Annotated in this window: 17 protein-coding genes; 9 read left to right on the forward strand and 8 right to left on the reverse strand. The window is 50.2% G+C overall.

The features are described 5' to 3' along the window. Nucleotides 1-72 precede the first annotated feature (72 nt). The 5 genes from KU854_RS01815 to hutW form a co-directional block, all read right to left on the reverse strand. Nucleotides 73-1872: an ABC transporter ATP-binding protein gene (locus KU854_RS01815; protein WP_218356773.1), complete on the reverse strand. Its 1800-nt coding sequence runs from the start codon at nucleotides 1870-1872 to the stop codon at nucleotides 73-75. Nucleotides 1873-1994: 122 nt separating this feature from the next. Further along, a complete protein-coding gene (locus KU854_RS01820; protein ID WP_218356774.1) occupies nucleotides 1995-4172 on the reverse strand; it encodes a TonB-dependent hemoglobin/transferrin/lactoferrin family receptor in 2178 nt (725 codons plus the stop codon). 131 nt (nucleotides 4173-4303) lie between these two features. Then, nucleotides 4304-4834 carry a heme utilization protein HutZ gene (hutZ, locus tag KU854_RS01825; protein ID WP_218356775.1) on the reverse strand — a complete coding sequence of 177 codons (531 nt, stop codon included), beginning with the start codon at nucleotides 4832-4834 and terminating at the stop codon, nucleotides 4304-4306. Next, nucleotides 4831-5355 carry a heme utilization cystosolic carrier protein HutX gene (hutX, locus tag KU854_RS01830; RefSeq protein ID WP_218356776.1) on the reverse strand — a complete coding sequence of 175 codons (525 nt, stop codon included), beginning with the start codon at nucleotides 5353-5355 and terminating at the stop codon, nucleotides 4831-4833. Before hutX ends, hutZ begins: the two co-directional genes overlap by 4 nt. Before the next feature lie 13 nt (nucleotides 5356-5368). Beyond that, nucleotides 5369-6763 carry a heme anaerobic degradation radical SAM methyltransferase ChuW/HutW gene (gene hutW, locus KU854_RS01835; protein ID WP_218356777.1) on the reverse strand — a complete coding sequence of 465 codons (1395 nt, stop codon included), beginning with the start codon at nucleotides 6761-6763 and terminating at the stop codon, nucleotides 5369-5371. 164 nt (nucleotides 6764-6927) lie between these two features. Between hutW and KU854_RS01840 the strand changes: the two genes are divergently transcribed. The 7 genes from KU854_RS01840 (at nucleotide 6928) to KU854_RS01870 (ending at nucleotide 12670) form a co-directional block, all read left to right on the forward strand. Next, nucleotides 6928-7686 (forward strand): energy transducer TonB, encoded by a 759-nt coding sequence (locus KU854_RS01840; protein WP_218356778.1) that lies wholly within the window; start codon nucleotides 6928-6930, stop codon nucleotides 7684-7686. A gap of 2 nt (nucleotides 7687-7688) precedes the next feature. Then, nucleotides 7689-8417, forward strand: a complete 729-nt coding sequence (locus KU854_RS01845; protein WP_218356779.1) for a MotA/TolQ/ExbB proton channel family protein — start codon at nucleotides 7689-7691, stop codon at nucleotides 8415-8417. Beyond that, a complete protein-coding gene (locus tag KU854_RS01850) occupies nucleotides 8414-8830 on the forward strand; it encodes an ExbD/TolR family protein (protein WP_218356780.1) in 417 nt (138 codons plus the stop codon). Before KU854_RS01845 ends, KU854_RS01850 begins: the two co-directional genes overlap by 4 nt. Beyond that, nucleotides 8827-9681, forward strand: a complete 855-nt coding sequence (locus tag KU854_RS01855) for a heme/hemin ABC transporter substrate-binding protein (RefSeq protein ID WP_218356781.1) — start codon at nucleotides 8827-8829, stop codon at nucleotides 9679-9681. Before KU854_RS01850 ends, KU854_RS01855 begins: the two co-directional genes overlap by 4 nt. Nucleotides 9682-9691: 10 nt before the next feature. Continuing rightward, nucleotides 9692-10735, forward strand: a complete 1044-nt coding sequence (locus KU854_RS01860) for a FecCD family ABC transporter permease (RefSeq protein ID WP_218356782.1) — start codon at nucleotides 9692-9694, stop codon at nucleotides 10733-10735. Further along, entirely contained in the window at nucleotides 10735-11499 is a 765-nt protein-coding gene (locus tag KU854_RS01865) for a heme ABC transporter ATP-binding protein (protein ID WP_218356783.1), read from the forward strand. The genes KU854_RS01860 and KU854_RS01865 overlap by 1 nt, the downstream gene beginning before the upstream one ends. Before the next feature lie 142 nt (nucleotides 11500-11641). Continuing rightward, nucleotides 11642-12670: a Gfo/Idh/MocA family oxidoreductase gene (locus tag KU854_RS01870; RefSeq protein ID WP_218356784.1), complete on the forward strand. Its 1029-nt coding sequence runs from the start codon at nucleotides 11642-11644 to the stop codon at nucleotides 12668-12670. 222 nt (nucleotides 12671-12892) lie between these two features. Here KU854_RS01870 and chrA read toward each other — a convergent pair whose 3' ends face one another. Next, nucleotides 12893-14041 carry a chromate efflux transporter gene (gene chrA, locus KU854_RS01875; RefSeq protein WP_218356785.1) on the reverse strand — a complete coding sequence of 383 codons (1149 nt, stop codon included), beginning with the start codon at nucleotides 14039-14041 and terminating at the stop codon, nucleotides 12893-12895. Between the two features lie 554 nt (nucleotides 14042-14595). Here chrA and KU854_RS01880 point away from each other — a divergent pair. Then, nucleotides 14596-15489, forward strand: coding sequence for a LysR family transcriptional regulator (locus KU854_RS01880; protein WP_218356786.1), 894 nt, complete (start codon nucleotides 14596-14598; stop codon nucleotides 15487-15489). 92 nt (nucleotides 15490-15581) lie between these two features. Here the strand turns inward: KU854_RS01880 and KU854_RS01885 are convergent, their stop codons facing one another. After that, nucleotides 15582-16709, reverse strand: coding sequence for a 1-acyl-sn-glycerol-3-phosphate acyltransferase (locus tag KU854_RS01885; RefSeq protein WP_054778709.1), 1128 nt, complete (start codon nucleotides 16707-16709; stop codon nucleotides 15582-15584). Nucleotides 16710-16929: 220 nt separating this feature from the next. On the opposite strand from KU854_RS01885, the gene KU854_RS01890 reads away from it, so the two are divergent. Beyond that, nucleotides 16930-17592, forward strand: coding sequence for a hypothetical protein (locus tag KU854_RS01890; protein WP_218356787.1), 663 nt, complete (start codon nucleotides 16930-16932; stop codon nucleotides 17590-17592). On the opposite strand, the gene KU854_RS01895 is transcribed toward KU854_RS01890, so the two are convergent. Next, nucleotides 17585-18055, reverse strand: a complete 471-nt coding sequence (locus KU854_RS01895) for a hypothetical protein (protein WP_218356788.1) — start codon at nucleotides 18053-18055, stop codon at nucleotides 17585-17587. The two genes, KU854_RS01890 and KU854_RS01895, sit on opposite strands and share 8 nt — an antisense overlap. Between the last annotated feature and the right edge of the window lie 101 nt (nucleotides 18056-18156).

The following is an 18156-nucleotide window of genomic DNA, read 5'->3' on the forward strand; positions in this document are numbered from 1 at the left end:
GAAATTTCCCAACCGGAACTGAAACACAAAAAAAGCCCCGCTTTCGCGAGGCTGTCGTTTCCCGGTAGTGCCTTAACCGGCCTGAAGGTTGCCGTAAAGGGTCTGATAAACGCCCTCTTCTTGCACCAGTTCGTTGTGTCTGCCGCTTTGTGCGACCTTTCCATCTTCTAATACATAGATGAGATCTGCCTGTTTTACGGCAGACAGGCGGTGCGCAACAATCAACGTGGTTCTGTCTTGCAGGAAGTTGTTGAGTGCCACATGCAGCGCTGCTTCGGTGGCCGTATCCAGTGCCGATGTTGCTTCATCCAGAATAACCAGCTTAGGGTTGGTCAGGATCATTCTTGCAATCGCCAAACGTTGGCGCTGACCGCCGGAGAGCTTGAGCCCCTGCCTGCCCAACTGTGATTCCAGACCGTTATCCAATTTACCAACCACATCGCTCAGCTGGGCGATTTCCAGAGATTGCCAAAGCTGCTCGTCGCTGAAATCTGTGCGACCTAAAGTAAGGTTTGCACGCAACGTGTCGTTGAAAATCATCGGCTGTTGCAACACCACAGCGGTATGTTGGCGAAGCGTTTCATAGCCAATATCTTCGACCGGTTTACCGTTAATCAGAATGCTACCTTCTGTTTTGCGGTACAGACCAAGAAGCAACTGGATAAGGGTTGATTTACCACCACCGGATGCACCAACCAATGCAACGCGCTTACCTGCAGGAATGGTTAGCGACAAGCCATTGAGGACGGTTTTCTCGCTGTCGTAGCTGAACACGAGGTTTTCACACTCCACACAGAATGTATCCAGGTTTTCCAGCGGATCTTCGCCTTTATCAGCGCGTTTCTCTTCCTCAAGCGCCAGCACGCCGTTCAGGCGTTTCATCGCCGCTGAGGCACTGAACCATGCGTATTGAATGCCGAGCAACTCCTGAATCGGGCTGAGCATAAACCAAAGATAACCAAACACGGCAAAGATCTGACCGATAGTCAGGTCACTGAATAGCACCATCAGCATTGCTGCTGCGCGGAACAGTTCAAAACCAATCAGGAACATCAGGAAAGAGACGCGCCCCGCAGCTTCAGATTGCCAGGCATATTTGTCGGCATCATGGCGGATTGCCTCGGCATCATGTTTCAGCACATCCAGATACGCGCGCTCTCGGTTCGCGGCACGAAGCTGGTAGATGCCATCCAGGGTTTCTACTAACCGCTGCTGGAAGCGCTCGAAAGATTGGTTCTCTGCCTTTTTCAGGTGTTTAACCCGTTGCCCCATTTTGCGAGAAAGGTAAATCACCAGCGGGTTAACCAGCAAGATAAACAGCCCCAGCCCCCAATCCAGCCAGAGCAGGATAATGGCCGTACCAAATACCGTTAGCACGCCAACCACAAAGCGGCTCAGACTGCTCCCCAGAAAAGAATCAATGGTTTCAACATCCGTCACCAGATGGGAGCTTACACCGCCACTGCCACGCTCTTCGTACTCTTTCATGCTGATACGGCCAAGCTTGTCGAGAAGCTGCTGGCGGATATCGCAGGTGATGGATTTTGACACCAGCGTGAACTGTCGGCTCTGCCAGATGTTGAGCGCTTGGCTCATCATGCGCATCAGGATCACCATTATCAGAACCATCACGATATAGCTGGCGGGTTGATGCAGGGATTCAGGCAAAATTTGGTTGAAAAAGGCGATCCCTTTGTCCGGCTTGTTTAGCAGGACTTCATCGACCATTAACGGCATTAGCAGCGGAATAGGCACGCTGATGAGCGTGGCGCAAATGGCAATCAGGTTCGCGGCAATCAGGCGTTTTTTATGTTGTTTTGCCTGTTGGATTAGCCACTTGGTCGAAATCGTTGATAAAACTCCGTTACTCACTGTGTCTCCGAAAGTTTTTTAAGGGTTTGCTGGGCGCTAAATTGAGTGTAACGCATGCCATAACCGAAAACACCCCGCTTGCCGCAGGGTGTTTTTCGTCCGTTTTTTAACGGCTGAAGGGTTTAAAACACGTATTCGGCTTCTATACCCCAATTACGTCCCGGTTGGGTTAAACGATTGATGCCTGCTTCATCTTTATCAAAACCGGCCAGGTCGGCGTAGTCCCAATATTTCTTATCAAACAGGTTAAACAAACCGGCACGCACGGTGAAATCATCCATTGGGCGGTAATAAGCGGTGATATCTGTGACGGTGTAACCTGGCGCGGTGACGTTATCCACCTCATTCGCATTGCTCCAGTCTGAGCCGGACTTACCCGCCACCGCACGCACGGAAGCCTTTCCGCCCATCACGCCTTCAGGGTCGTCATAGCCCAGTGCAATGTATGCCGTGAGCGGTGCGACGGTATCAATCGCTTCACCATTGGCTTTGTTTTCGCCTTTGGCATAGGCAAGGCTGATGTCGGAATACATGCCTTTTGGCGCACCCACCAATACATCCAACGCTAACTGGGTTTTCAATTCCGCACCGTAGATTTCAGCACGACCGATGTTTTCTGTTGTCCACACTTCTTTGCCATCCGGGCCATTGGCATCAATCAGACGATCTTCAATGAAGTTCTTGTAGTCGTTGTAGAACACAGACACATCAATTCGGCCGTAAGGTTGTTTGAAGCGCAGACCAGTTTCATAGGAAAGGCTTTCTTCCGCTTGCAGATCCTGGTTCGGGATAAACGTCGCGCCAGTGTCGTAGAAGTAGTAAAGATCCTGCAGTGTTGGGGCTTTAAAGCCCTGGCTTACCTGACCAAACGTGCTGAACGACTCAGTCCAGTGATAGACCGCGCCAAAACGACCGGTGAAGGCATCGTTTTTCGCATCAGCATAGTTACTGTCACCTTTTGGGTTTGCGCTGAAGCTGTCGTAGCGCAGGCCTGCGTTCAATACCAGTGCTTCATCCATCAGGAACATCTGATCTTGCACGAAGATACCCCATTTACGGGATTCCGCATTCGGCACTTCCGGTGTCGCATCTGTCACTGCGCCCGTGTCACGGTTAATATTGCTGTAGTTGAGGCTAAAGCTGTTGCCGACGTAATTCGCGCCGTAAACCACTTCGTGATAGCTGTTTTCCAACTCGATCGCTTTATTAAACTGGATATCCGCCTGCCACGCTTCATCTTCACCCATACGCTGGCGGTTGCGGTTTTCAAGCGTTGTTCCCATTGGCGTGGTTTTGGTCAGGGTATCTGTGTTGTCGTGGGTTGATTCTGAGTGCAGGTAAGCGGCACGCCATTCCAGTGAATCAAACGCGCTGTTATCTGCCTGCCATTGGTGTTCAATGCTATAACGCTGGCGCGAATCATCGTCATGAGCACGGGTGTTGGAATACTCATAACGGTACGGGCCAAACGCAATCACATCACCTTCATCAGAAAGACGGTTAACGTCCTGCTGACGGTTAAACACTTCAACGGACACGCCCACACGGTGCGCTTCATTCAGTTGGTAAAAGGCTTTAGCCAAAAAGTTATCTGAATCGAAATCCACCGGGTCTGCGGCACCACGATCTGGCCCATTGATATCCGGCCCACCCCAGGTCTTGGTTTCATGCCCCTGGCGGTGAGTGAAAATCAGCAGGGTCTCCAAATCGCCGGTGCGGTTTGCCAGGGTTGCTGTCCCTTTGAAGCTTTCATCTGCACTGTAATAGCCACCTTTTACGCTGGCGTAGCTGTCATCACCGTCTTCATTCAGCAAATCCGCAGGGTTCTTGGTTCGGATTATCACCGCGCCGGCCAGTGCATCACTGCCATACAGGCTGGAAATCGGCCCCTTGTTGATTTCTACGCGCTCTAACGTGTCGGTTTCCAGCGTATTGTTGTATTTGCGCATCACATCGGCACCCGGGTTGTAGGTGCCCGGCAGTTCCACGCCATCCACAATGGTTTTGACATAGTTTTCATCGCGCCCGCGGATGTTAAAGCCGCTCAGACCGAAGCGGCCATTACCGGACATTTGCACACCCGGTTCAGCTTCCACCGCCTGCTTCATGTTTTGCGACAGGTTTTGTTCCAGATCTTCGCTGCCGACCACATCGACGGAAGCGGCAACGTCGCTGATGTTTTGCTCGCTGCGGGTAGCGGAAACTACCACTTCGTCGAAGGTATACACATCCTGTGCTGATGCACTTCCGGCGCAGATGAGTCCCACCAGCAGCGCCAGCCTGTTTTTCTTGATAGTCATAAGGTTTTCTCTGTCTTTTGGCCTTTTTCAGGCAATAGAAATCCGCTCACCGCTTCAGCGTGATAATTTTTATTGTTTGTATAGGAGCATGGTTCCAGCGGAATGCTGGAACCTTTCAAAAGATATGCGTGTTACACGTTGTCTTTCATTTGTTTGACATGGCCTTCATCCAGGTGAATTACTGACAGCATGTCTTCACCAGAGACATCAAACGCCTGACCGAAGCCTTTTACATAGCGGCCAATCACAGGGTTCAGGCGATAGAGGTTGAAGTCGCCCAGTTGGCTGAGGTTATCGATCATCTCGCCAAGGCGCTCGCGCATCACTTCAACCGCGGTGTTCCAGTGCTCAGAATCACGCTCTACCGGCTCTGCATTGGTATCAAATGACAGACGGCGGCGGGCGAAGATCGAACGCGCTTCACCTTCGTCTTCGATCATCATGATCGACACGGCTTTGCGGTGTTTGAGGTTCTGGCCATGGGTGGCGAGATCGGACACCAGAATGTAGTAACCGCGCTCGGAAAACGCGAACGGCGCGTAGCTGGTGTGAGGCTTGCCTTCTTTGTCTACCGTGCCAAGTTGCAGTGTTTTGCGTGAATCACGAAATTCCTGGATTTCAGGGCCCAGACGGTTTTGTAGACGTTCTGCCTTATCGATCATTTTGCCAACTCCTGCTTCATGGCATTAAACAGCTCAATTTGTTCCGGGAACAGCTGACGCTTTTTGTCACGCCCCAGGTAAACTTTAAACGCACAATGGCCCGATGCATCAAAAAAGCCAATGTAGTAGCTTTCAGTGCCACGGAACGGCTTGCTGACAAAGGCAATATCCGTTACCAGATCCAAACGTAAGTGACCGTGTAACTGACCTTCACGCCCCATCAGGTTGTAATAGCCATGCGCCACTTTGCCTTTGGGAAATGGGGCTTTGAATTCAAACACTGAACCACCGGAGTGAACGATGGTGGTCACTTTACCCCACATAGGTAAAGCTTCCAGGATTTGCTGTGCCAATGCACCTTCTGCTCGCGCTACCATGTGCTGCGGCAATGCCAGCGTAATTTCGCCTTCTGACAGCGCCATGGCTTCAGTCATGTTGGATACCGGAGTATGCACATCTTGTTCAAGATACGCCGCTACACGTTGGCGGGTTTCTGTGCTCACGGTGATCGCTTGTTGCATCGTTGTATTACTCCTACGCTGCATGTACTTCAATAGGTTGTTTTTGCAGAACTTCAATCAGGTTTTGTGCCAGCGTTACCGCCCAGAATTGCCCTGCCAGTGTCAGGGTGAGATAGCGACGGTTCTGGTGACTGTTTTCCAGTCCACTCTTTTCAAAATAGACCAAGCCGTTTATCTGCCATGCTTCAAACAGCGGCGTTAGTGCTGAGAAGGTGCCTCGTCCAGCTACCTTATCCAGACGGTATTCAGCCAACACGCCTGCATCAAACGCTGATTTGATTTCCGCTGAGACTGCGCGGTTGGCTGGCGCCATGGTCAACATAGTGACAGGGTAACGCTTATTGTTAATCGCATCGATATAGGTATCCATATCCCGCGTCTGCATCATCTGCCGCCCCATCACATTGCCACCAGCACCGGCTCCCAACGGTAAAATCTCCGCGGTCGTTTTCGCCAACGAGTTGTAAATACTGCGTTCGCGGTTGTTCGATGCCCAGTGATTAACACTTAAGCGTTTCTGGTGATGTTTCGCCATAAACGCGACACCCTGTTCAAACATGGTGGCCTTCATCTGGGTATCTGCCGGGTGCGGTAATTTGCCCTGCTCAACCATGCGTGCCATTGGCAGACCCTGCATTTCAATCAGCTGGTAAAGGTCGACACCATGGGCGCCACTTTCCAGATAATCTGCAAGATCCTGCTGCCATACATCCAGTGTCTGGTGCGGCAATCCATAAAGCAGATCGATCACAATCGGCGCGGCGTTGTACCCAGCATATTGCTGAATCTTTGCCAATACCGTTTCACGATCATCAAAACGCTTGGCCTGTTTTCTCACCAGGCTATTGAAACTCTGCACCCCAAAGGAAAAACGGTTAACACCAGCCTCCAGTGCCGCTTCAAATTTGTCCGTGCCAAAGCGGTTAACCCTGCCTTCCAGCGTGATTTCACAATCCGGTGTCAGCGGAAAGAGACGGCGGATGTCTGAAACGATCTCCCCGATTTGGGTCGCGCTCAGATCCGTTGGCGTACCACCGCCGATATAAACAGCCTGAAATGGTGCCGCTTGTGTCCACGGCATGGCTGCTTTCCAGCGCATTTCCTGTTTGAGCGCTGCGACATACCCTTCAATCAGGGTTTTGCTGGATGCATATTGGAAGAAGTTGCAGTAGGTGCAGCGCACCCGGCAAAACGGGATATGAATATACAAACAACGTGTTGGACTGCTCCCCATCACCAAATCTGGCAAGGTGGCGTGCGCCTGCTTTAGCGAGGGTTGGATCATCTCAGCCGCTACTGGCTGCATCATCCCACCAGCATGGGCACTCCGTTTACGGGTAAAAGCAAAGCGCAATGGATCAGGCGAGCAATTTCCCACCAAATCCGCATTGCCTAAATCAATGTTCATCGACTGAACGACCTTCTAATCAAAAACAACAGAGCAAACGACGCCCTGTTTTCGAGATTTTTCAATCATATTCAAAACAAACGATAATGCAACTGATAATTGATCTCATTTGTATTTCGTGCATAATGCACCCTGTTACCCAGTTTTACCCAGCAGGAGAAAGTGTGAACACCCAACGGTATATCGCCTGTGGCGTGGTATCTGTCGCACTACATAGCCTGGCAATTTCCGCCCAGACACCAGCACCACAATTTGCCATCAACGACGCCAACAGCGGCCAAACGGTAGCCATACAGTTTGTTGCGCGGGCTGCCGAGCCGGAGAAAGCCCCTGAGCCGTCAGTGGAACCAGAAGAAACACTGGCACCGGAACCCTCACCTGTTGAGGTGAAGAAGGAAACAGCCGATGTGGCGCCCGTTGTGCCCCCAAAACCACGCGTCGATAAGCCGGAAAAGAAACGGCCCGAAAAGAAAAAACGCCAGGAGAAAGCAAAACCACCGCTAGAGAAGCCAAAGCCAGTCGTGGAGAAGGTCGCCAAACCAGAACCGGAGAAGGAAACCGAAAAGAAACCTAATCAGCGCCCTGAAAAAGATGCCAAACCTGCTGAAGACAGCCAACCGGTTTCTACGTCAGCGTCTTCACCGGTTTTGGTGGATAAACCTGCATTCAAAGTGCGCCCTTCTCCACCCAATTATCCGAGAAAGGCAAGACGCCGCGGTATGGAAGGCACGGTACTTCTGGAAGTCTGGCTGGATGAAGATGGGAATCAAACCCAGCAAAACATTCTCCAAAGTTCAGGGCATGAGTTGTTAGACGACGCCGCCCTGAAGGCCGTAAGGAAATGGCAATTTAATCAACACACCATCAACGGTGTCGCACTGGCACACCGGGTAAGAATTCCTGTTCGTTTTAATCTGGATTAATCATGTTTGATCTTCAATTTTTCACATCAATCCACGCCCAACTCGGGATCATGACCTGGCCGCTTACGCTGTTATCAGCGCTCATGCTGATGCTTATTGTGGAGCGCTGCCTGTTTGCCTTGCTGAACACCAAAACCCACAGCGCACAACTGCAACGGGAGATCTATTCACTGTCGCTTTCTGATGAAACACAGCTCGCCCACTATGTAGAAAAGCACAACAAAGATACCAGCACGCTGTCCCGTGGGATCGTCATGCTGATCAATCACCGTCACTTCACGAAATCCTTGCGAGAAGAAGCCGTCAGTATCTGGCTGCAAAAGAAACGCCGCCAGTTTACGGCTGGGCTGAAGCTTTTGAATGTGATTGGTGTGCTGAGCCCACTGATTGGTCTTCTTGGCACTGTGATTGGCCTGATCGAAATGTTTAAGGGACTGTCTGCAACTCAGGGGGGCATATCGCCATCAGAACTGGCTGACGGTTTGGGACTGGCGATGTCTACCACAGCAGCCGGTTTGTTGATTGCCTTGCCAGCCATTGCTTCGTCACAGCTGTTCAGTTTGTGGGCTGACCGTACCCTAGCGAAAATTGAATATGTGCTGAATCACTTTAACTTGCACCTGGCAGGTGTTTCCTTTGACGAGAGTATTGAGTGCTGCGCCAAAACGTGCCAAACGGCCTGTGCGGCCAATGCAGGCGAAATCCCCACCGCGACGGAAGGCAACGCATGATCCGTTCTCAACCAGAATCAGACACCAACAGCTTTACGCCTGACCTTACACCACTGCTGGACATCATTTTCATTGTGATGGTGTTTTTGCTCTTAACCGCAAACGTGCAAATCAAGACGTTGGATGTTGCCATTCCACAAACTGAGGACGAAGCGGTGCTCGAAACACCAGATCGGGACGTGTTAGCGATCAATGTGCTGACGTCTTCCCCTTATTGGGCATTGCAGGGCGAAACGATTGAGGAGTGGTCTGATTTCACAAAGCAGTTTCTCGACGCGGTAGAGGCGAATCCCAAAATGCCTGTTGTGATTGCAGCAGACAAACAAGCCAGTGTGGAAAACATGCTCAAGGTACTGGCGTTTTTACAAAACAACCAAATCACTGCCACCAACATTGTGATGGAAAAAGAATGAAACCAAGAAGCTTATTAACTATTGCTGCGGCGCTTTCCCTTTCGGCATTCAGCCCATTCTCTACAGCAGCAGACGCACGCATTATCAGTGCTGGTTCAACCGTGACAGAGCTATTGATGGCGATGGATGCGCAAGATCAGTTGGTGGCGGTTGACCTGACAAGCCGTCACTATCTGAATGGTCTGGATATACCGGTACTGGGTTATCACCGCCAACTGGCCGCTGAAGGCTTACTGGCCTTAAACCCAACCCACCTTCTCGGCTCACCGGAAATGGGCCCGGATTCTACCTTGAAGCTTCTCTCAGCCGCTGGCGTCGAGGTCACGGCGCTGCCTGCTGGAAACTCACTGGAAGACTTCAAGACCCGCGTGGATGCGGTTGCCGCCATCACAGGGAAACAGCACGAAGGTGAAGCGCTGAAAAAAGACGTCACTGAAAAGATTGCATTGCTTCAAAGCGCACAACCAAACGACAAACCGAAAGTGATGTTCATGATGCTTTCTGATGGCAGACCTTTGACCGTTGCTGGCGACAACACCACAGTCAACACGGTGATTACCCTCGCAGGTGGGGTGAATCCGGCCGCAGAACATGCCACCAGCTACAAGCCTCTTTCTGTTGAAGCCATCGTTGAGATGCAACCGGATTACATTCTGATCTCTAACCGCACACTGGATCAGATAGGTGGTATGAGTGGCATGCTTGAACAACAGCCCCTTCTGGCCGCTACCCCAGCATTTAAAAACAACAATGTGATCAGGATTTCCGGTTACGCAATTTTGGGCGGCTTTGGGCTGGCAAGCCTCTACCTTGCTACCGAACTCAATGCCAAGCTGACCGGGACAGAGTGATAGACGCGACATGAACGATGTAATGATCCGCCGTATTCCGGCTAAGGCTCTGCTTCTGCTTGCTTCACTCGGACTCTATCTTGCTGCAGTCAGCTCAGTGTCACTGGGCGCGATGGAGATCAGCTTTACTGACAGTATCAAAGCGATGTTCAACCTGCATAGCGATCTGCCTGACTACGTCGCAGTGATCGTGCAGCAGGTGCGCCTGCCGAGAACACTGCTGGCAATAGCTGTCGGCGCTATTTTGGCGATGTGTGGCACTGTGATGCAGGGTTTGTTCAGAAACCCCCTTGCCGATCCGGGAATCATTGGCGTTTCCGCTGGCGCATCCCTGGGCGCTGCCATTGCAATCGTGCTGTTTGGTGGGGTTATCTCAAACACGGCATTGCTGGTATTTGGTACCGTGCCCGTATTCGCCTTTATTGGCGGCGCGTTGGCGACATACGCCATCTATTATCTGGGAACAAGCAGCAACGGAACCTCAGTCACCATCATGCTGTTGGCCGGTGTTGCGCTTGGCGCGATCGCAGGCGCAGGCATGGGTTTGCTCAACTACTTTGCTGACGATCAGGCACTTCGCGACTTGTCACTCTGGAGCATGGGGTCACTGGCCGGCGCCTCTTGGGACGCCATTGCTGTTGCCTACGTTTCCCTGGCTGTGTTGGCTTTTCTGTTCCAGCGTTATGCCAAACCACTCAATGCGCTTTTACTGGGTGAAGCCGAAGCGCGTCACATGGGAATTAATGTTCAACAGCTCAAACGGGTTCTGATCCTGTTGACCGCGGCAGGCGTCGGCGTGACTGTCGCCCTTTCCGGCATGATTGGCTTTATCGGCTTGGTTGTTCCCCATATCGGACGTATGTTGATTGGCCCCGACCACCGAAATCTGATGCCTGTATCAATGTTGCTTGGCGCGCTTATCCTTCTAGTGTCAGACATGATTGCGCGTACTGCCGTCGCGCCGCTCGAGATTCCGGTTGGGATTATCACAGCCGCGTTGGGCGCGCCTTTCTTTCTGGTGTTGCTGATCAAACAGAAAGGACGACTGGCGTAATGAGTTTAGAAATTCGCAATGCCTCCCTGAAGCTGGGCAATAAAGTGCTGTTGGATAACTTTTCTGCCCGTTTCGCATCTGGAGAGCTGACCATCATCCTTGGCCCCAACGGTACGGGTAAAAGCAGTCTGTTAAAGCTTCTCAGCCTTGAATGGCCAACAGAGGCCGAACTGTTCTATTTCGGTAAGCCCGCCAACCAGTGGAAAGTGCAAGAACTTGCCGCATCTATGGGGGTGTTGCCACAATCCAGCACCCTGACATTTGCTTTTACCGTTCGCGAAGTGGTTGAACTCGGTGGATTGACGCTGACAGCCTCACAGCGGGAGATCAGTGCCATTGCGTCGGAAAAAATGGCGCAAACTGATGTGTTACATCTGGCTGAGCGTTTGTATCCGAGTCTTTCCGGTGGAGAGAAGCAGCGCGTACATCTTGCTAGGGTGTTAACCCAACTGGCGAAATCGGCAGTGCCACCCATCTTGATGCTCGACGAGCCAACGTCAGCGCTGGATATTGCCCACCAGCACAGGACATTGGCGCTAGCGAAACAGCTCGCCACCGAGGGATCTGCGGTGATCGCCGTGATCCACGATTTAAATCTTGCTGCTCAATACGCAGACAAAATCATTATGCTTAATGACGGAAAAATAGCGGCGCAGGGCTCGCCTGAAGACGTCCTGAAAGCATCCACGATTAACGAGGTTTATGGCTGGCCGGTGCAAATCATCCCGCATCCTATTCACAACCACCCAGTCGTCGTCGGCTAGCACATTGAAATGCCCTCTCCCGGGGGCATTTTTCATGAGATCCTTTCCAGAGTTTGCGCCAATTCGCCCCAGCCTTCCGACAGCTAAAATGCTATGATCACCAACAGATTTATCGAATACGACACATAACAAGGATCGGAAAATGATTCGTACTGGCATTGTTGGCTTTGGGTTTGCGGCGCAGACCTTTCATCTCCCTTTTCTTTCTATACTGCCCGACTTTGACGTTGTCGCCGTGGTTTCCTCCAACCATGATTTAGTGGCAGAAAAACTGCCCGGCGCATCTTACTACTCCAACATCGAAGAAATGCTGCGCGATGCAGACCTCGATCTCGTCGTTATCACTACCCCAAACCACACTCATTACGATTTGGCAAAGCAATCGCTGGAAGCTGATTGTCATGTGTTGCTGGAAAAGCCTTTCGTCGTGAACAGCGGTCAAGGGCTCGATTTGATGCAACTTTCCAAGTCCCGTGGAAAAATTCTCTGTCCTTACCAGAACCGTCGTTGGGATGGTGACTTCCTGACGGTGAAATCACTGATTGAATCCGGTGAGCTGGGTCAGGTGCGGGTATTTGAGTCCCATTTCGACCGCTTCCGCCCTGAAGTGCGCAATCGCTGGCGTGAACTGCCAGGAGAAGGCACGGGTATTTTGTACGATCTGGGCTCTCATCTGGTCGATCAAGCCTTAACCCTGTTTGGCGATCCTGAGCATGTCACAGCGCGATGTGCGTCTTTGCGCCCGCAATCCAGCGCGACAGATTACTTCCACGTGACACTTCACTACCCCGATAAGGAAGTACTGCTGACATCCAGCCCGTTCCGATCAGGGACAGGAACACGTTTTGTGGTTCAAGGTGACAAAGCGACCTTCTCTTGCAGTGCTCTAGATGTTCAAGAACAACAATTACGTGACGGTGTCACAGTGACCAATTCAGAATTTGGCCGTCAACCACACCAAGGCAAGCTGGAAATCGGTGACAACGTCACAGACAAGTCAATTGAGTTAGAGCATGGCACGTACGCAGAGTTGTTTGCTCAGTTGGCAAGCGCTATTCAACACGGCACGCCACCGCCTATTGATGCCTACGACGCCGTAAAAGGTATCTATACGCTGGAACTGGCACAACATGCCTCTGCCGCTGGGAAAACAGAACGTTGGGCTTTCTAGCTACATAAACTCTATTGAGGTTCTCTATAAAGCGCATCGGGTCAGGTGCGCTTTTTCGTTTAGATGTTATTAACCCCAACACGGCACCCTGCCTTGCCCTACATACCCGCCCCGTCAACACGTGCCAAATCAATAAAGACTGCCCACCACTTTAAGTTATAGTGCGTCAAAGGTAATGAAAATGGCCTGCAATCGCAGGCCAGATTGATACATGTGATACGCCTAGACAATGGTTTTGCCGATAACGTACATCAGCATGCCCGCCAACAACCAGAATACGGAAAGGTTGTATTTACGCAAGATGGCAAAACCAACCACCACAGCCAGAATATCTGACACGCTGTGTACTGCGGAAATCCAAACCGGTTGGTAAAACGCCGCTACCAACAAGCCGACAACAGCGGCGTTGATCAGCACGACTGAGCCCGAAAATTTGTGGTGATTCATTACCGCCTGCCAAACTGGCAGCGCAGCAAACAGAAGCAAAGCACCAGGCAGGAAGATAGCAATAGTCGCTACCAGACTCCCTACTACCGGATGTACCCCATCCATAGACGCGCCGACGAAACTCGCTATCGTAAACATTGGGCCCGGTACAAGCTGCGCTGCGGCGTAGCCTTCTACCAGCACGTTACCCGAAACATCATCGCCAATCAGCGGCTGAAGCAATGGCAGAACAACGTGGCCGCCACCGAATACGAAGCTGCCAGCTTGATAAAAGTGGTTAAACAGATTCGCAATCGGCGCACTAAACATCGCTGGCAGTACCAAAAGCGCAGCAAATAGCCCAAACAGCACCAGCGTTTGGGTCAGGCTCGTTGGTTTCTGCACAACCGCATCTGATTTTGGCTTGCGGATAAACAACCATCCCAAAAGCCCTGCCACCAGAATCGGCATTAACTGGGCTACAAGCCCCGTTTGCCAGAGGATCCAAACCGCGGAGAGAATACAAACCGCCGCCGTGACAACGTCACTGATAAACTTCCGCGCCATGGTATAGATAGCATCAGCAACCACTACCACTGCCAGCAGTTTCGCCGCGGCAATAAGCAAAGTCAGCCAATTTGCATCGCCCAAATGGGCACTGTAGATAGCGGCAGCAGTCAATAAAGCGAACGAAGGAAAGGTAAACCCGACAAATGCTGCAATCGCCCCTAAATACCCTGCGCGGTGATAGCCGATAAACATGCCTAATTGGCTACTTGCTGGCCCTGGCAGGAATTGGCACAAACTCAACGCTGAGGAGAATTTCTCTTCATCAAGCCATTTACGCTTATCGACAAACTCTCGCTGGAAATAGCCGATGTGGGCAACCGGCCCACCGAAGCTCATACAGCCCAAAACAAAGAAACGAAAAAGAACTTCAACCATTTAACTAGCACCTCCATTGGTCTCGCTAATTCTACGGTCATCGCTCCCATCAATAGAAACAATTCATATTAATCACTGTTATTAATCCTATCGATTTACAGGGTGACGCCTGATATTCCGAGTCGCCGCAGTCCAAATGATCCTCTTGATCTGTAATTCAACCACATTTGTATGTAAGTGCACACTAACTTTCAAATCTATTGTTTCCACAAGAAAACAAATCACATATATCATTGTATTTAAATGACTATATCCCTTAAAGGAAATCCATAGCGAAACCAATACATGGTGAAAGTGAACCACATTTATGATCTATCCCCTCTCCAATCAAACATTTATCGGATGATATTTGGTAACGGGGCAGTTTCTCGGATCGTATCGGATTTACACCCTATGAACGGCAATCAGCATCTGGCAAAAAAGTCGCTGCCCGACTGAAAACGTGTCGAAGACACAAAGAGAAGATATTTTGATAGTTAGTGACAACGTCACTCTTTGATTATGCAATGACTGTGATACGCTATCGCCTTCCCTATAAACGGCGAAAATTCCACATGTTAGATAACCTTCAGCAAATGGTTGTGCTTGCCACCGTTGCCCATGAACAGCATTTCACCCGTGCCGCTGAGTTTCTCGGTATTTCCAAATCTCAGGTCAGCAAACAGATTCGTTATCTCGAAGAGCGTTTGGGTGTGCAGCTTGTACAGCGTAATACCCGTTCCGTTGCCCTAACGGATGCGGGCGTACAATATGCCGAATATGGCAGGCAAATCGTTCAGACCATGATGGATGCAGAAGCCATGGTGGCGGGATTTAGAAATGAAGTGTCCGGCAGACTAAAAGTGGGAATCGCCCAATCCTTTGGCAATGCACAAATCACCAAACTACTTTCTGCATTTCAGGCTAAGTTCCCTGCTTTGGAACTGGAAGTACATTTGTTTGACCATCGCCCTAATCTGCTTGAAGACGGCTTTGATTGCTGGCTGGCAATTCACGAATCGCCCCCGGAAGGAATGGTGGCAAGAAAGTTGGGGGATTGTCAGTTCAAGCTGGTGGCTTCACCGGAATACATCAACGAACACGGTGAACCCAAACACCCTGCCGATCTTAGGGAGCACAATTGTGTCACCTATCAGAGTGTTCAGCGCACTTATGACCAATGGTCTTTTCAGCGCGATGGCAGCGAACAGTCGGTCACTGTACGCGGTTCTTACCGCATCAATAATGCACCTGCTGTGTTGGAGGCAACAAAATCCGGTGTGGGTATTTCTTACATTGCCACTTACCTGCTTTCAGATGAGATTGAATCCGGGAAGCTGAAGGTATTGATGCGTGATTGGAAACCGACTATGCGACTGCCGGTCTATGCCGTCTACCCGCGCCGAGAATATCTGGCACCAAAAGTACGCCAGTTTGTCGATTTCCTAGCAGAGAATATTCGTATCTAGTATTTAGCCTCTGGCGCGAATATGCAGAAACAAAAAAAAGCCTCGTTACAGCGTAACAAGGCTTTTTTACTTATTATCAATATATTGAGGAACTAGGCGTCTACTTTTTTTGCCGTTGGCATCGCGTACATTGCTTTTACAATCTGCGCAACGCCTTCTGGCAATGCAGAGAGTTTTCTGTCGAATAGCGCGCGGTCGTTGTCAGTAATAGACTCGTGCGTTTTGTCCGCCGCAATATAGTTGCTTGGGAACAAGTGATAATTCTGATAGATCTGACGGTCAATTTCCTGAGCAAGCAGGTCTGGCGTTTCGAAACCTTCACCAATCACATCACCAAAAGCAACATGGATGCGACGCTTCTGTCCAACAATCCCCTGAACGATACTTTCGATATCCTCGAACTCACCTTTCTCATAGCCACCTTCTTGCTGCTTGCGATAAAGCTCATTGGCTTTCGCTGCATCACAAGGGTCGTTTTCATAAGAAATGGTCACTGGCACAATGCGAAGTTGTGCCACGTAATCAGAAAACGCTTCTTTTCTGTGACGGCCTTCCATGAAGAACATTTTCAGGATCGCAGGATCGGTTTTATCGTTACCGTCTTTCGCGCGCCCTTCTTTTTGCGCAATCCAGATAGACTGCTTTTCTTCAAGCGATGCTTTGATATAGGCAGAGAGTTGACTCAGTGCTTTCATCATTTCGCGCGGGCCTTTTGCGGAGCGTTTAACGATGAAGCTTTTGTTCAGCTTCATCAACTCCGTCGCACACGGCTTTTTGAGCAGGTTGTCGCCAATTGCAATGCGCACGGTATCGAAACCATTCAGGTGCAGACACCAGTTGACCATCGCAGGATCCATGGCGATGTCTCTGTGGTTTGAGACAAACAGGTAGCTTTGATTAGGATCCAGTTTATCCAGACCGCTTGTGGTCAAGCCATCTGAGGTATTTTTGATCATTGACTCCATGTAACTTGCAACATGAAGCTGCACATCTCGAACCGTTTTTACCTTGCTCCACTTTGAGCGCAGGTATTGTCTCAGTACTGGCTTTAGCAGCCAGCCTGCAAGCCCTGAGAAATGAGGGAATCTGTATTTTAGAATCGCGGTGATGAATTCTTCGTCGTTGATCAGTCGACCGATTGCCGCAGGAACTTCATCGTCATGGTAAGGACGGATATCTAAAAAAGGATCGTTATTCTGTTGTTCGGTGTTTTGTTGCACGAGAATCTTCTTACTCCAATGAAAACAGCGCCATTTTACGCAGATAAAACAATTCGAACATGATTTTGGTTCGATTAACCATGAGGTTGGAGGTCTAACCTCTTTGCATTCGCATCATATTGCAACACATCGGTTAATCAATAGACAAAGAAGTGTCATTTGCTTGATTTAGGCCACAAAACCAATGACTATGTCCGCCTTGTAATTAGAGAGCCTTAACATGCAGCAAGCCATCGAATTTCACCCAATGACTGCCGAACACCTTATCGTCGGTCCTCGTAAAAGTCACCCACATTCCACTGCTATCCTGGTTCACACAGGTGCCGTTTTGGTTCGACTAGGAAAATTCGAGATCCCTGTGTGTCAGAATCAGGTATTTTGGCTGCCTTCCGGCTGTTTGAATGCAGTAACCGTTTTGCAAGGTTCTGTTATTTCGACGTTTGATCTCTCAATTCGTTCAACCATTTCCTTGCCTGCGCGTGCAGGTTTTATTCGCGATACCTCGCTGGTTGAAGCCGCTGCCAAGCAATTGCGCCAGTTGGCAGATAAAAACACAACGAACTGGGATGGAGCCTATGGCCGCCTGCTACGCTGCGTGCGTGATTTTATCGCGTTTTCTTCGCCTGATGATCAATACAGCGCAGAGCTCATCAATACGATGAAGGATCTCGAAATCCTGGAAAAAGGCGGGAACGTGGCCAATAAAGTGGCGATTGAAAAAGCTTTAGGAATGGATGCTGATTTCCTGGCTGAGCAATTGCGCGTCCGCGCTTGGGTAAGAAACCGTAAATCTGGCCAGAAGATTGATAAGATCGCGAAAAATGCGCAACGCCCAGCCGAGGAAGTTGCACATCTTTTAGAGAAAGTCGCAGGAACTATCTAAGCGGTACCTGCAACTGAAATAAAATCTCGGTATCGGTTTTTTCATGCCAACGCATATCAAACCGGTATCGGGTATTGGTAGATTTCGATTCTGCGCTGAAGCTGAAATTCACACCGTGACCGAGGATCCAATCCTCAACGTCAAATTTCCCCTCTTTGTCTTCCAGTGAATCAGGCTGCCAAACGCCGAAACCGTAATAAGTATTTTCTGTTTGCGCGGAAAGTATCTGCGGCATATCCCAATCGTATTGCCAGGTGTCCCAAATGGACGGCAATTTAGTCTCGGCCCCGTGCCAATTTAAGCTTAACTGAGTATCATTCCCCTGAGTTACGGTACTGCTTGAGTAACTGTCTGATTTTAAATAACTAGCGCTGGAAGCGCCTTGCTGTACGGTCGCTGCATAAGAAAGTGACGATGTCACAAACAGACAGACAATCCCGTTGCGTAAACTGCTTACAACCAAGATCGAATACCTAAAATGCCCTGAGCGGTACCCACTGCAATCCAGTTGTCAGGTAATGCCCAAAGTAAAAAATCCTGCCAACCGTCCCGCGGTTAACAGAT

Source organism: Enterovibrio paralichthyis (assembly GCF_019209835.1).
Classification (GTDB): Bacteria; Pseudomonadota; Gammaproteobacteria; order Enterobacterales; family Vibrionaceae; genus Enterovibrio; species Enterovibrio paralichthyis.